Here is a 14,270-nt window from a genome sequence, read left to right as displayed (position 1 = left end):
TACACAGGCATGACCGGACTGGCAAAGGGCTACCGAACTTTTGTCATAAAAGCTTCATTACCGAAGATGGATTGACGGATGTAGATGATCGACCGTGGGAGCGAGCCTGCTCGCGAAAGCGCTGTGTCAGGCGATGAGGATGTTGGATGTGCCGCCGCCTTCGCGAGCAGGCTCGCTCCCACAAGGTGGACTGTGGTTGCACCGTTGCGTGACATTCGCGTGACATTCACGGGGTTAAATCCCGGCCCGTTCAGGCGTATAACCTTCACAAGACTTTCAATAGGCACGCCGACTTCAACACAGGGTAGTGACATGACAGCAAACATCCTTGGCAACCTGTTCCCTTCGGTCAGCGACATCCCGGAAAAATATCGCCTCGACGCTCAGGTCGAGCAGCGTGAATATCTGGTCGATGGCCAGTTGCGCCGCTGGGACGGCCCGCTCGCGCAGGTGCGCAGCCCGGTCTATCTGAAAAGCGAAAACGGCGAAGAACAGGTGATCCTCGGCAGCACGCCGCTGCTGGATGCCGACACCGCCCTCACCGCCCTCGACGCTGCCGTTCGCGCTTACGATCGCGGCCAAGGCCTGTGGCCAACCATGCGCGTGGCCGAACGCATCCAGCACGTCGAAGCATTCCTTGGTCGTATGCGCGAGCAGCGCGAAGCCGTGGTCAAGCTGCTGATGTGGGAGATCGGCAAGAACCTCAAGGACTCGGAAAAAGAGTTCGATCGCACCTGCGATTACATCGTCGACACCATCAACGCATTGAAAGAACTCGACCGCCGCTCCAGCCGCTTCGAGCTGGAGCAGGACACCCTCGGGCAGATCCGCCGCGTGCCGCTCGGCGTCGCCTTGTGCATGGGACCTTACAACTACCCGCTGAACGAAACCTTCACCACGCTGATTCCGGCACTGATCATGGGTAACACCGTGGTGTTCAAACCGGCCAAGCTCGGCGTGCTGCTGATTCGGCCGTTGCTCGAAGCCTTCCGCGACAGTTTCCCGAGCGGCGTGATCAACGTCATCTATGGCAGCGGCCGCGAGACCGTCAGTGCGTTGATGGCCAGTGGCAAGATCGATATCTTCGCCTTTATCGGCACCAACAAGGCTGCCAGCGACCTGAAGAAGCTGCACCCGAAACCACACCGTTTGCGCGCCGCTCTCGGTCTGGATGCAAAGAACCCGGGAATCGTTTTGCCCGAAGTCGATCTCGACAACGCCGTCAGCGAAGCGGTCACCGGCTCGCTGTCGTTCAATGGTCAGCGCTGCACCGCACTGAAAATCCTCTTCGTACATGAAGACGTGGTCGACAGCTTCATCGAGAAATTCAATGCCAGACTGGCCACGCTCAAACCGGGTATGCCGTGGGACAGCGGCGTGGCGCTGACGCCGCTGCCGGAGTCGGGCAAAGTCGACTATCTGCACGGTCTGGTCGCGGATGCGCAAAGCAAAGGCGCCCAGGTGGTCAACCCGAATGGTGGCGAGTCCCACGCCTCGTTCTTCTACCCGGCAGTGCTGTATCCGGTGAATCCGCAGATGCGCGTTTATCAGGAAGAACAGTTCGGCCCGGTCGTGCCCATCGTGCCGTACCGCCACCTCGATACGGTGATCGACTACGTACTGGAATCCGATTTCGGCCAGCAGTTGAGCATCTTCGGCACCAACCCGGTGGCGGTCGGCCGGCTGGTCGACACTTTCGCCAACCAGGTCGGGCGTATCAACCTCAACGCCCAGTGCCAGCGCGGCCCGGACACTTACCCGTTCAACGGTCGCAAAAACTCCGCCGAAGGCACGCTGTCGGTTCACGATGCATTGCGAGTGTTTTCGATCCGCACCCTGGTGGCGACCAAGTTCCAGGAGAGCAACAAGGATCTGATCAGCGAGATCATTCGCGGGCGTGATTCGAGCTTCCTGACCACCGATTACATCTTTTGACGGGTGATCGGCAGGATTGAATGATCCTGCCGATCCGTCAGCCCCCCGGCGATTCAGTGACTACACTCAGCCCAGCATTGCTGGATGCCCGGGAGGCTGACCATGCTCGATTACTTCGCATTGGGTCTGTTGGTTTTTGTCGGTCTCGTGCTGTTTTACGGGATCATCGTGCTGCATGACATCCCGTACGAGATCGCTGTCCACCGCAACCACCCGCACCAGGACGCGATCCATGCCACTGGCTGGGTCAGTCTGTTCACCTTGCATGCACTCTGGCCATTTCTGTGGATCTGGGCGATGGCCTATCGCGAGGATCGCGGTTGGGGTTTCGGCGATGGCAAACCCATTCAGAACCACGTCAATCAACTGGAGCAACAGGTCGTCGAGCTGCAAGCCCGGATCGAGCGGCTCGAAGCGCAGTCGCCGGTTGCGCCTCAATCTGACAGCCGGGGGATCTGAGCATGGATCTGTTGCTCATCCTCACGTATGCCGCGCTCTGCGTCGCGATTTTCAAGATCTTCCGCATTCCGCTGAACAAATGGACGGTGCCCACCGCTGTCCTGGGTGGCGTGCTGATCATCGGCGCGCTGATTTTCACCATGAACTACAACCATCCCTATTCTGAGGTGGCGCGCTCCTACTTTGTCTCGGTGCCGGTCATTCCGATCGTCAGCGGCCAGGTTATCGACGTGCCGGTAAAGGGCAACGAACCCCTGGAAAAAGGCGACGTGCTGTTCCGCATCGATCCCACCCCTTTCCAGAACCGCCTGAAATCGCTCAAGGCGCAACTGGTTGCAGCCAAGGGCGACCGCTACCGCATCACCGAACTGATCCGCCGCAACTTCGGCACCCAGCGTGAACTGGACGCGGCCATCGCCCGCACCGACGATCTGCAGGCGCAACTGGACAATGCGCAGTTCGAGCTGGACAACACCGTGGTTCGAGCACCGAGCAAAGGCTTCGTCACCCACGTTTCGCTGCGCCCGGGAATGATGGCGAGCAAGCTGCCGCTGCGCCCGTCGATGGTGTTTATTCCGCAGGAAGGTCAGTACTTTGCTGCCTGGATGCGTCAGAACAGCCTATTGCGTCTGACCGTGGGCGACGAGGCCGAAGTCGCCTTCGACGGCATTCCCGGCAAGGTTTTCGCCGGTCGGGTGAAAAGTGTGATCGGGGTGATAGCCGAGGGCCAGGTGCAACCTTCCGGTACCCTGATCAGCTACACCGGCTCGCCACCGGCCGGACGGGTGCCAGTGATCATCGAGATAACCGATCCGGCGTTCGCCGAATACAGCGCGCTCATGCCGGGCGGCGCCTACGGGCAAGCGGCGCTTTACAGTCAGCACTTTCACCACATCGGCGCGATGCGCAAAATCCTGCTGCGCATGTCCGCCTGGATGAATTACATTTTCCCCTTCCACTGATTTGACTGACTCACGAGGTTCGCACTGACTACTTACAGCACCCACCGCCTGCCACCGCTGTTGCGCCGTATCCTGCGTCCGTTACTGGACCCGTATCGGCGCTACCGTCACGCCCGACTGATCCATTCCGTGCGGGTGGCCTTGGGGTTGCTGGCGACGATTCTGCTGACCACCGGCATCAATCTGCCCCACGGCGAATGGGCATCGGTGACCATGCTGGTGGTGATCGGCGGTTTGCAGCACCACGGCAACATCGGCAAAAAAGCCGCCGAGCGCGCCATCGGTACCTTGATCGGTGCAGGAGTCGGATTGGCACTGGTGGCGCAACATGCGTGGCTGGGCATGCCGTGGCTGACCTACTTTTCCATGGCCGTGGTGTGCGGTTTTTTCTCCTATCACGCGATTGGCAAGGGCGGCTACACTGCCCTGCTCTCGGCCATCACCGTGTTCATCGTCGCCGGGCATGGCGACAACCCGATCACCGATGGACTGTGGCGGGGCGTCGACATCCTGATCGGCATCGCCCTCGCCCTGGCGTTTTCCTTCGCCCTGCCGCTGTACGCGGTCTACTCGTGGCGTTACAACCTTGCCGATGCCTTGCGCGATTGCGCTACGGTGTACGGACGCATCATCAACGGTGAAGCGGTCAGCGCCGACGAACACGTGCGGCTGATGAGCAAGCTCGGCGCGGTGATGGTGCAATTACGTTCGCTGATGCCGTCGGTGTCCAAGGAAGTGAAAATCTCCATGACCGAGCTCGACGCGATTCAGCGCAACCTGCGCATGTGCATCAGTACGCTGGAGATCCTCGGTAATATCCGTCCCAATGCCAGCGACCCGCAGGCCACAGCCCATCTGCAAACGGCACTGAAGGCTGAGCACCGGCAGATTCGCGTGCAACTGATCGGGATGGCTCGCGCCTTGAAGACCGGGGCCTCGCAACGGCTGGAGCGGCCGATGGAGCTGCCAGCAGCGGACCTTGATGCGCCAGTCGCCAATACGCTCGACGGCTACCGGATGCTGACCCGGCAACTGGCGGCCAATATCAGCGAGATGCGCCAACGCTTGGCAGCCACCGCACCGCGCTGGAACATCTGATCCTTACTGCGCCGCCAGCCGCCGGGCTTTCCAGCCCCAACCTTGTTGCATGCCGGCGGCGGCCAGCAGGATCGCTGCGACGCCTATCCATTGCAGCAATTCGAGGCGATGGCCGAAGGCGAACCAGTCAACGAAAATCGCCGCGATCGGATATATAAAGGACAGCGCGCCGGTCAATGCCGTCGGCAATTTTTGAATCGCGCCGTACAGCAAAACGTACATCAGACCGGTGTGCACGATCCCGAGAGTCAGCAGACTGGCCCAGGCATCGACGCCTTGCGGCAACGCATCGGAATGCGCAAAAGGCGCGAGCAACAACACCCCGGTGCAGACTTGAATCAGCGCGATCAGATGTGGCGGCGTGCCGGTCAGGCGCTTGATGATCAGGGCGGCAATCGCGTAGAGAAACGCCGCGCCCAACGCCAGGGCAATTCCCATCAAGTAATCGTTACCCTCCTCGCCTTGCGTGCCATGGGCGCTGACGATCGCCAGCATGCCCATGAACGAAATCGCCAGCCAGAACAGCTTCTGCAGGGTAATTTTCTCGCCGAGGAACAACGCCGCCAGGCCGACCAGCATGAACGGCTGCACGTTATAGACCGCCGTACCAATGGCAATCGAGGCGCGGGAATAGGATGCGAACAGCAGCACCCAATTGCCGACAATCGCCATTCCACTGAGCACCGCCAGCAGAAACGTTGTGCGGGTCAGCATCCCCGGACGCAGGAAGCCGAACGCGGCGCAGACCAACAGCAAGGTGCCAGCGCCGAACACGCAGCGCCAGAACACCACGTCGAGCACCGGTTGCCCGGACACCAGCACAAACCAGCCGATCGTCCCGGATATGAGCATGGCGGCGGTCATTTCCAGCGAGCCGCGGCGAATTGCGTTGTCCATCATCTTCTCCTGAGGCTGTGAGCGAAGCATGGCAAAAGTATGCCAAGCGCACCTCGGGCTGCTCCAGCGCATAAAGCAGGCTAAACTTGGTTTTCGCCTTTTTTATCGAGGGTGATTTGCGCCCTTCGCCTAATCCGGAGTTTGAATGTGACTGACGATATCGATCAGATCCTTATCAGCGCGCTGATGGAAGACTCGCGGCGCTCGCTCAAAGCGCTGGCGCAGATCAGCGGCTTGTCATCGCCGAGCGTGGCCGAGCGGTTGCGGCGGCTGGAAGAACGCGGCGTGCTCAAGGGCTACACGGTGGAGATCGATCCGAAATGCTTCGGCTATCAGTTACAGGCGATCGTCCGTGTGCGGCCGCTGCCAGGGCAATTGCAGGAGGTTGAGCGGCAGATCATGTCGATTCCGGAGTTCACCGAGTGCGACAAGGTCACCGGTGACGACTGCTTCATCGCCCGCCTGCACGTGCGCTCGATGGAACAGCTCGATACCCTGCTCGACCGACTGAATACGTTGGCGGAAACCAACACCGCGATCGTCAAGAAGACCCCGGTCAAGCGACGCCTGCCACCGATGGCGTAGGTGTTTTTTTCCGTTGTTCGGCGTAGATTGTGGGTTTTTCGCGGCTAAGGAATGGCGCTATGAAAATTCAGGCAATGCTGCTGGCGGCCCTGCTGCTCGGCGGTTGTGGCACGATTCAAACGGTGGCGCGCAACGATCAGGCTGCTGTTGACGGACTCAAGCAGCAGAAAAGTTATTGCGGCGCGGTACCGAGAATCTACAGCGGCCTCGCTTATGACTTCTGCACGCTGAACGCTCCGCTGGCCTCAGGCATCGATCCCGATGATCACCGCAACGCGGCAATTCCGGTGGTGCTGGTGGACGCCGTGGTCTCCGGCGCGCTCGACACCTTGCTGCTGCCCTACACGATCTACCGTCAGCAAGTGGACGGCAGCATCGTCATCAACTGAGCAGACACCTTTGTCCAGACGATAAAAAACCCGCCGAAGCGGGTTTTTTATTGCAGCCATTACGATCAGTCGTCGCGGCTCATGATGCCGAACAGTTGCAGCAGGCTGACGAACAGGTTGTAGATCGATACATACAGGCTGATGGTCGCCATGATGTAGTTGCGCTCGCCGCCGTGGATGATCGCGCTGGTCTGGAACAGAATGCAGACCGACGAGAACAGCACGAAGCCGGCGCTGATCGCCAGTTGCAGGCCGCTGATCTGGAAGAAAAAGCTCGCCAGCGTAGCGCCCAGCAGGACAAAGAAACCGGCGGTGATGAAGCCGCCAAGGAAGCTCATGTCCTTGCGGGTGATCAGCACGTAGGCCGACAGACCACCGAACACCAGTGCGGTCATGGCGAAAGCCGAGCTGACCACTTCAGCGCCGCCCTGCATGCCCAGGTAACGGTTGAGGATCGGGCCGAGCAGGAAACCCATGAAACCGGTCAACGCGAAGGCGGATACCAGGCCCCACGCGGAATCACGGAGTTTGTTGGTGAGGAAGAACAGCCCGTAGAAGCCGATCAGCACCACGAAAATGTTCGGGTAGCCGACACGCATCTGCTGGGCTACGAAGGCCATCACGCCGCTGAATGCGAGAGTCAGAGCCAAGAGACCATAAGTGTTGCGCAGGACGCGGCTAACCTCTAGCTGCTCAGCCTGCACGCTGTTATTAACTGCGTAATCCTGTTCGCGCATGGCGACACTCCTGTTGGTTTGAAACGTTCAGTCGCAAAGATCATAACAGACGCTCTGTAACAAGCCATGCAGAGAGTTTGACAGTGTGTTTCATTCAGGTATTATGGCGCCCGCAACGCAAACGGAGGTGTGGCCGAGTGGTTTAAGGCAACGGTCTTGAAAACCGTCGACTGTAACAGGTCCATGAGTTCGAATCCCATCGCCTCCGCCATCTTATGTACGACAAAGCCCTGATTATTCAGGGCTTTGTCGTTTCTGCAGTACACGGTTTTCGCTACATCATTTAAGAATCGTTTCCGCATCATTTTGAGCATTTCCGCAACCCTGCCTCTTCAAGGCCCTTCTTCAGCGGCCTTTCCAGTAAATGTAAAACGACCATTAACCCGTATGCCATCAAAACCAATCATAGCCACAAGGCAAGTTAGCTCTAGGAATTACCACCTAACCGTGGCCCCAGCCGCACTCACCCGGTACCATTCCAAACTCTAATCGCACACTGGTATGACCATGCTCACAGTTCAGGATCTCATCAATATTGAACTGCTGAGACTCGTCCCCGTCGCCGGCCTGGCTGGCATTGGCAGGCACATCACGTGGGCCCATGCCGTTGACCTGCCCGACCCATGGCGCTGGATTTCACCCGGCGATCTGGTGATGACCACAGGAATGGGAATGCCCAGCGGCGCGCAGGATCAGGTTATGTGGCTCGAGCAATTGGTGCAGAGCAACGCCAGCGCATTGGTTGTCGCTCCCCGCGCGGATGCGCCACAGCTCTCGCCACAGATCCTGGAGGCCGCAGACCGTCTATTGTTCCCCATGCTGCAAGCCAGTTTCGAACTCGAATTCGTGAAACTCTCCCACTACGTGATCGAAAGTGTTCTCCAGGCCCAGCGCGAACGCTTCAATGCCAGTGAGCGTTTGTTCCAGACTTACGCCGAAGCGCTGCACAAAGCGCCTGACATGGCCGGCCGCCTGTCCATCCTGGCCCACTCACTCAATCTGACACTGGCGATTGAGGACGTCCAAAGCGGCAACACCATTCTCGACACCGGATGGACCACAACGCACGTGACAGAACAGGTCGAGCGCATCCCGATCGGTGGCCGCACGCGCGCAGCCTTGAGGATGGCCCACCCCGGCAAACGTACGCAGGGTGACTCCATTCTGATGCGGTCGCTGGTCGGCCTGCTGGGCGTGGAGCTGGAGCGACTGATGATCCACCGCGATCAAGAACGGGAGGAAGGCTCGGCCTTACTGCGCAGCCTGCTGGAGAACGAGACGGAATTGACCCTCGCTCGCCCGCTTCTGGAACGCCGCAGCCTTAACGGCACGTTGGTAAGCCTCGCGATAAAACCCGGCGCCAATGGTCCTTGGTCTGCGGATGAACTACACCATGCCCCTGCATTACACCACTCGACGCCATTGCTATTAGCGGACAAAGGTCTGCTGTTGGCGCTCTGCCGGGACGATATGAACGCTATTGATACGCTGCGGGCTAGTCTCGGTGCAGACACTGTCATCGGCATCAGCGGTGCCATTGCAATGGCCACTGGTTTTCGTGAAAGCATCCGTCAAGCGCGCCTGGCATTGACTCAGGCACAAGAGCTGGGTGCACCGACATTGCGTTATGGGGAAGCCGAAACCGGGCTGATCATGGCGCCCAAATCCCTGGAAGAAGCCCGGGCACTGGTGGGTCGCTACCTTGGTCCGCTCATCGAGCACGACCGCATCCAGAGTGCAGCGCTGTTGAAGACGCTCATCACCTTTCTTGAAAACGACGGCAACTGGAAAGCCACCGCCATCGACCTAGAGGTGCACCGCCAGACGCTCGTCTACCGGCTCAAGCTGGTGGAGCAACTGACCGGCATCAAACCCACCACAACCCAAGGCATCGCGCGCTTCTGGATTGCAATCCAGGCTGGCAAGAATACCGAACTGTTCGAGGACAATCGCTGAAATGCAAACGGCCCCGCTGCGTGGGCGGGGCCGTTGGCGTTCAACTAGTGCAACGCGTCAGTTGCTGGTCGGCATTGCGAACTCCGCGCCTTTGGCAATCGACTGCGGCCAGCGTTGCATGATGCTCTTCTGGCGGGTGTAGAAGCGCACCCCCTCCTCTCCGTAGGCATGCATATCGCCGAACAGGCTCTTCTTCCAGCCGCCGAAACCGTGCCAGGCCATGGGCACCGGGATCGGCACATTGATGCCGACCATGCCAACCTGAATCCGCCGGCCGAACTCGCGGGCGATGTGGCCGTCACGGGTGTAGCAGCTCACGCCATTACCGAACTCGTGGTCATTGATGAGCTGCACGGCCTCGGCGAAATCCTTGACCCGGATACACGCGAGCACCGGGCCGAAAATCTCTTCCTTGTATATACGCATGGAGGGGGTGACATCATCGAACAACGTGCCCCCCATCCAGAATCCGTCACCGCAGCCTTCGCCAGCAGCCTCACCGTTGAAACCCCGGCCATCGACCAATAGCGTCGCGCCTTCCTTGATGCCCTGCTCGATATAGCCGGTGATGCGTTCGTGGGCAGCACGGGTAACGATCGGCCCCATCTCGGCTTCCAGATTGGTACCGTCGAGCACCTTCAGCGTGCGGGTGCGTTCGATCAGCTTGGGCATGACCTTTTCGGCTGTTTCGTCGCCCACGAACACCGCAACGCTGATTGCCATGCAGCGCTCGCCTGCTGAACCGTAGGCCGCGCCAATCAGCGCGTCGACGACTTGGTCAATATCCGCGTCGGGCATCACCACCAAGTGATTCTTGGCCCCGCCCAAAGCCTGTACACGTTTGCCGTGGCGGGCGCCGACCTCATAGATATGGTTGGCAATGGGTGTGGAACCGACGAAGGAAATCGCCTGCACGTCGGGGTGTTCGAGCAGCGCGTTTACCGCTTCCTTGTCACCTTGCACAACGTTGAAGACGCCGTCCGGCAGGCCGGCTTTTTTGAGCAGGTCGGCAATGAACAGGCTCGGGCTCGGGTCGATCGGGCTGGGCTTGAGCACGAAGGTGTTCCCCGTCGCCAATGCCACTGGGAACATCCACATCGGCACCATGACCGGGAAGTTGAACGGTGTGACACCTGCCACTACGCCGAGCGGTTGGCGCAGCGTCCAGTTGTCGATATTGGTACTGACCTGATCGGTGAAGTCGGTCTTGAGCAATTGTGGCGCGCCGCAGGCGAACTCGACGATCTCGATGCCGCGCATCACTTCGCCTTGGGCGTCGGTAAACACCTTGCCGTGTTCGGCGGTGATCAACCGGGCCAGGTCGTCACGGTGTTCGTTGAGCAGCGCCAGGAATTTGTTGAGTACTCGTGAACGACGCAACGGCGACAGGTTGCTCCAGGCCGGGAACGCTGCCTGGGCGCTAGCGACGGCGGAGTCCACGTCGGCATGGCTGGCCAGTTGCACCGTGCCGGTTACAACACCGGTCGCGGGATTGTAGACCGGCTGTTGCAGGCCGCTGGTAGCTTGCGTAAGCGTGCCGGAGATCCAGTTTGTAATGGTGTTCGTCATGGATTTTCTCTCAATCTTGGATAATGCGCAGAGTGATTTGTGTCGTCGGCGAACCGGGTGCTCAATAGATCGCGTAGACCTTCCTGACCGTCTCGATCACATCCCAGCGCCCGGTCCATCCAGGTGGCAGGATGATCAGGTCGCCGCCGGTCACCAGCACCTCTTCACCGGAAGCATCATCGGTTAGCACCGCGCGGCCAGAGATGATGTAAGTAAATTCGGTGTCAGGCCGATCGACCACCGGCCAACCGCCTGGCTGGCACTCCCAGACACCGAGGTTTCCGACTGCCTCGGGTGCCAGTTGCTGGAGTGCTATCTGTGGGTCGCCTTTGTCCGCTCCGGCACGCTGGCCCGCCGGTTTCAACGGCAGCGACTCGATGGCGGCAGCCTTGATAATCGTGAAAGTTTTCACAGCATTTCTCCTGTTAATGCGCACCGGTCAGCTTTTCTAGCAACTTCGCAGTACGGGATGGACGGTGGGTGATGCGTTCTTCGAAATCGCTCAGTGAGGCGGCGGCGAGACCACCGTTGATGCCGATCCAGCGCAGTGGCTCAGGCTCCCACGATGGCGAGCGATGATTGACGAAAGGCAATGCGTTAATGTCTTCGTCTTGTTCCAGAATCAGATTGCGCAAGACACGCCCGGCCAGGTTGCTAGTGGCGACGCCGTCGCCAACGTAGTTGCCGGCCCATGCAATGCGGTTCTTGCGATCCATGCTCACGGTCGGGCACCAGTCACGAGAAACACCGAGTGCGCCACCCCATCGATGCGTGATGCGGGCGTCCGCCAGCGGCGGGAAAAATTCGATCAGCGTCTCGTGGATCTTGCTATGCACGTTGTCCACCAAATCAGCCTGTTCGGTTATCCGTGAGCCCCATTGATAGGGAGCACCGCGACCACCGAACACCAGTCGCCCTTCTGCCGTCACCTGTGCGTATACGCGCAGGTGGCGCATGTCATTGAAAGCCTGGCGATGATCGAGGTTTAACCTGGCAAGCAGGTCACGTGGTAAGGGCTCTGTAGCCAATACCAGTGAGTACAGCGGGATGACGAAACGCGAGTAACCGGGTTGTTGCGAGGTGAAGGCTTCCGTGGCGCGCACGGTAAATCCTGCCCTAACCGAACCCTGCGCTGTGTGCACCATTCCTGGCGCATGCTCTGTGACGGCTGAGCCCTCATAGATCTTCGCCCCCATCCGCTCAACCAGCTTCGCCAGACCACGCACCAATTTGCCTGGGTGAATCAGCGCGCAATGTTCGGTGTACAGACCGCCCAACACACCCTGGGCGCCGAGCCTGGCGCTGGCTTGCGCAGCATCCAGAGCCTGCCACTGGTCCGGCAGACCAAAGCGCGTCGACGCGTCGACCGTTGCCCGCACCCGATCAAGCTGCGGTGCACTGCGGGCCAATGAGAGGAAACCCTGTTTGGCATAGTCTGCTTCGACGCCTTCGAGGTTGAGCACCCGACCGATTTCATCGACCGTATCGTTCATGGCGAACTGCAGATTCAGCGCAGCCTGGTGGGAGTACATCTGCGCCACCCGGTCAAGGGAAATCGGGAAGATAGCCGATGCCCATCCACCATTACGTCCGGAGGCGCCGAAGCCCACCTGGTGTTTTTCCAACAGCACCACGCGCAGGGACGGATCACTCTTGAGCAGGTAATACGCCGTCCACAGTCCGGTGTACCCCGCGCCGATGATGACGACATCGGCCTGCTCTGCGTTTTCCAAGCTCTCGCGATGCTCGCTGGCCTCGAACCAGAGGGGCTGATTGGGTAACTGAGTTAAATCAAATTTCGCTGACATTTATTGGCTTCCTACCCTGAACATGGGGCCTATCTGAAACAGCTGTATGCGTTAAAGATTGCTCGCCGGACCGGCCTTGGCGCTGGCGTTGCTACGACGTGCGCGAGACATACGCAACAAAGCGTAGGAGGCGGCTATCGCAGCAATCGCCAGCAGGCATTGCACAAGGCTGATCCGCATCGTCGGGTCAAAAGCCATGCTGACCAATACGGCGATAATGGCGGCAGTGACCAAGAGCGGCAGCCAAGGATGGCCCCACATGGCGAATTTCAGCGTCCCCTCTGCCACCCATTTGGGGCGAAGCTTGATTTGCGACAGGCAGATAACCAGGTAGACGAACAGGAACACCGTGCCGGAGGAGTTGATGAGGAACTGGAAGACGGTGTCGGGCCAAAGTGCCGCGATGACCACACAGCCATACCCCACCAATGTCGAGGCGAGCACGCCACGTACCGGCACGCCCCTTTTGCTGACGGCAGCGATCCAGCGCGGCGCCTCATCATTTGAAGCAAGCACAAACAGCAGGCGTGACGAGGTGTACAGCCCGGCGTTAAGTACCGACAGCACTGCCACCAGAATCACTACGGTGAGCATGTCGCCCGCACCTGGAATGCCGATGTGTTCAAGGGTGGTCACGAAGGGGGATTTACCTGGAACGATGTCGGTCCACGGCTGTGCGACGACGATGAAAAACGTCGCCAGCACGAAGAACACCAAGATTCGCACCATCACTGTATTGACGGCCTTGCGGATGTTGCGCGAAGGGTCTTCGGACTCGGCAGCGGCGAGCGTGGCCACTTCCACGCCGGTCATCGAGAAGATGACCACCACGACTCCGGTGAACAAGGACCCCACGCCGTGGGGGAGGAACCCGCCATGATCAGTGAGGTTGCTGAAACTTGCTGTCGAGCCCGGCCAAAGATTGAAAACATAGGCACCCGCCACTGCCAGGAACACCACAATGGCCACGACCTTGATGCCGGCGAACCAGTATTCGGCTTCCCCGAAAGAGTGCACAGACATCAGATTCAGCAAGGTCATGCTAACCATCAGACCAAGAGCAATCACCCAGACCGGCAGGTCAGGGAACCAGCCATTGATGATCTGCCCGCCGACAACGGCCTCGAAGCCGACGACGATGACCCAGAAATACCAGTACAGCCAACCCGTCATGTAACCCGCCGGCCGGCCAAAAGCCATACGCGCGTAGTCAACGAACGAGCCTTTCGATGGATGCGCAGCAGCCATTTCACCGAGCATGCGCATCACGAGGGCAACGATCAGACCGGTGATGGCATAAGTGATAAAAGCGCCCGGACCAGTTGAAGCGATGACCGCGCTGGAGCCTACAAATAACCCAGCGCCAATGACTCCACCGAGTGCCAACATGCTTATGTGCCGCGTCTTGAGTGCACGCTTCAAGCGCGGATCGTGTTCTGACTGAATAGGCATTGCTCGTCTCCTTTTGTTTTAGTAATCGACACTGCCTATTCAAAGGGTATGCACGTTAGACGAGGGTGAAAATCGTCATATTCCACACCACTGAACGTCCGACTATACAAATGTATGACGAGCAATTTTTATGCTTGGAGAAATGCTTCACTTTGCCGGATGGGAAGCCATGGACATCAAAAGCCGAGACGGCAGAGATGTGAGAGATGGAGGGCAGGCCGAGTTTGGGATGGCGTATTCGACATTGAGCTATCAGCTTTGGAGAACTGGGTACTAGGCCCTCCCCTCCGTCCAAGCTTTTGGAGATAAGCGTCTTCTCCTACTTCCTCAGTCCATCTGCGATGAAGACTCGATATCTTGTGGCTTCCCCTGCCTACCGCAAACAACGAGGTAATCCTAACAAACCTGCCGATTTGCTGAACC

Annotated in this window: 13 protein-coding genes and 1 tRNA gene; 8 read left to right on the top strand and 6 right to left on the bottom strand. The window is 59.1% G+C overall.

Annotation, left to right across the window (positions count from 1 at the left end; all coding sequences use genetic code 11):
* The first annotated feature begins 312 nt into the window (after positions 1-312).
* The 4 genes from AB4O45_RS26300 (at position 313) to AB4O45_RS26285 (ending at position 4,454) form a co-directional block, all read left to right on the top strand.
* Complete coding sequence (locus AB4O45_RS26300; RefSeq protein WP_122704468.1) at positions 313-1,935, top strand: NADP-dependent glyceraldehyde-3-phosphate dehydrogenase; 1,623 nt, start codon at positions 313-315, stop codon at positions 1,933-1,935.
* 102 nt (positions 1,936-2,037) lie between these two features.
* Positions 2,038-2,394 carry a DUF3302 domain-containing protein gene (locus tag AB4O45_RS26295; RefSeq protein ID WP_016774599.1) on the top strand — a complete coding sequence of 119 codons (357 nt, stop codon included), beginning with the start codon at positions 2,038-2,040 and terminating at the stop codon, positions 2,392-2,394.
* Between the two features lie 2 nt (positions 2,395-2,396).
* Positions 2,397-3,356: an HlyD family secretion protein gene (locus tag AB4O45_RS26290; protein ID WP_056785734.1), complete on the top strand. Its 960-nt coding sequence runs from the start codon at positions 2,397-2,399 to the stop codon at positions 3,354-3,356.
* 57 nt (positions 3,357-3,413) lie between these two features.
* Positions 3,414-4,454, top strand: coding sequence for an FUSC family protein (locus AB4O45_RS26285; protein WP_041481018.1), 1,041 nt, complete (start codon positions 3,414-3,416; stop codon positions 4,452-4,454).
* Positions 4,455-4,457: 3 nt separating this feature from the next.
* Here AB4O45_RS26285 and AB4O45_RS26280 read toward each other — a convergent pair whose 3' ends face one another.
* A complete protein-coding gene (locus AB4O45_RS26280; RefSeq protein WP_460160851.1) occupies positions 4,458-5,351 on the bottom strand; it encodes a DMT family transporter in 894 nt (297 codons plus the stop codon).
* 147 nt (positions 5,352-5,498) lie between these two features.
* On the opposite strand from AB4O45_RS26280, the gene AB4O45_RS26275 reads away from it, so the two are divergent.
* A complete protein-coding gene (locus AB4O45_RS26275) occupies positions 5,499-5,936 on the top strand; it encodes an Lrp/AsnC family transcriptional regulator (protein WP_056785725.1) in 438 nt (145 codons plus the stop codon).
* 59 nt (positions 5,937-5,995) lie between these two features.
* Positions 5,996-6,325, top strand: coding sequence for a YceK/YidQ family lipoprotein (locus AB4O45_RS26270; RefSeq protein WP_041481021.1), 330 nt, complete (start codon positions 5,996-5,998; stop codon positions 6,323-6,325).
* A gap of 65 nt (positions 6,326-6,390) precedes the next feature.
* Here AB4O45_RS26270 and AB4O45_RS26265 read toward each other — a convergent pair whose 3' ends face one another.
* Positions 6,391-7,062 carry a Bax inhibitor-1/YccA family protein gene (locus AB4O45_RS26265; RefSeq protein WP_008006561.1) on the bottom strand — a complete coding sequence of 224 codons (672 nt, stop codon included), beginning with the start codon at positions 7,060-7,062 and terminating at the stop codon, positions 6,391-6,393.
* A gap of 123 nt (positions 7,063-7,185) precedes the next feature.
* Here AB4O45_RS26265 and AB4O45_RS26260 point away from each other — a divergent pair.
* Positions 7,186-7,273, top strand: a tRNA-Ser gene (locus AB4O45_RS26260).
* 296 nt (positions 7,274-7,569) lie between these two features.
* A complete protein-coding gene (locus tag AB4O45_RS26255) occupies positions 7,570-9,018 on the top strand; it encodes a PucR family transcriptional regulator (protein ID WP_460160850.1) in 1,449 nt (482 codons plus the stop codon).
* A 57-nt stretch (positions 9,019-9,075) separates the two neighbouring features.
* Here the strand turns inward: AB4O45_RS26255 and AB4O45_RS26250 are convergent, their stop codons facing one another.
* The 4 genes from AB4O45_RS26250 to AB4O45_RS26235 all read right to left on the bottom strand — a co-directional run bounded on the left by AB4O45_RS26250 (position 9,076) and on the right by AB4O45_RS26235 (position 13,847).
* Positions 9,076-10,587 carry a CoA-acylating methylmalonate-semialdehyde dehydrogenase gene (locus tag AB4O45_RS26250; RefSeq protein ID WP_460160849.1) on the bottom strand — a complete coding sequence of 504 codons (1,512 nt, stop codon included), beginning with the start codon at positions 10,585-10,587 and terminating at the stop codon, positions 9,076-9,078.
* 61 nt (positions 10,588-10,648) lie between these two features.
* Entirely contained in the window at positions 10,649-10,999 is a 351-nt protein-coding gene (locus AB4O45_RS26245) for a cupin domain-containing protein (RefSeq protein ID WP_460160848.1), read from the bottom strand.
* A gap of 13 nt (positions 11,000-11,012) precedes the next feature.
* The gene (locus AB4O45_RS26240) at positions 11,013-12,395 is read right to left on the bottom strand and encodes an NAD(P)/FAD-dependent oxidoreductase (protein WP_460160847.1); all 1,383 of its coding nucleotides are present in this window, start codon (positions 12,393-12,395) and stop codon (positions 11,013-11,015) included.
* A 51-nt stretch (positions 12,396-12,446) separates the two neighbouring features.
* A complete protein-coding gene (locus AB4O45_RS26235; protein WP_460160846.1) occupies positions 12,447-13,847 on the bottom strand; it encodes an amino acid permease in 1,401 nt (466 codons plus the stop codon).
* Between the last annotated feature and the right edge of the window lie 423 nt (positions 13,848-14,270).

This window comes from Pseudomonas sp. S2_B10 (genome assembly GCF_054668425.1).
Note: the sequence above shows the minus strand (reverse complement) of the source record. Positions and strands in the feature narration are given on the sequence as shown.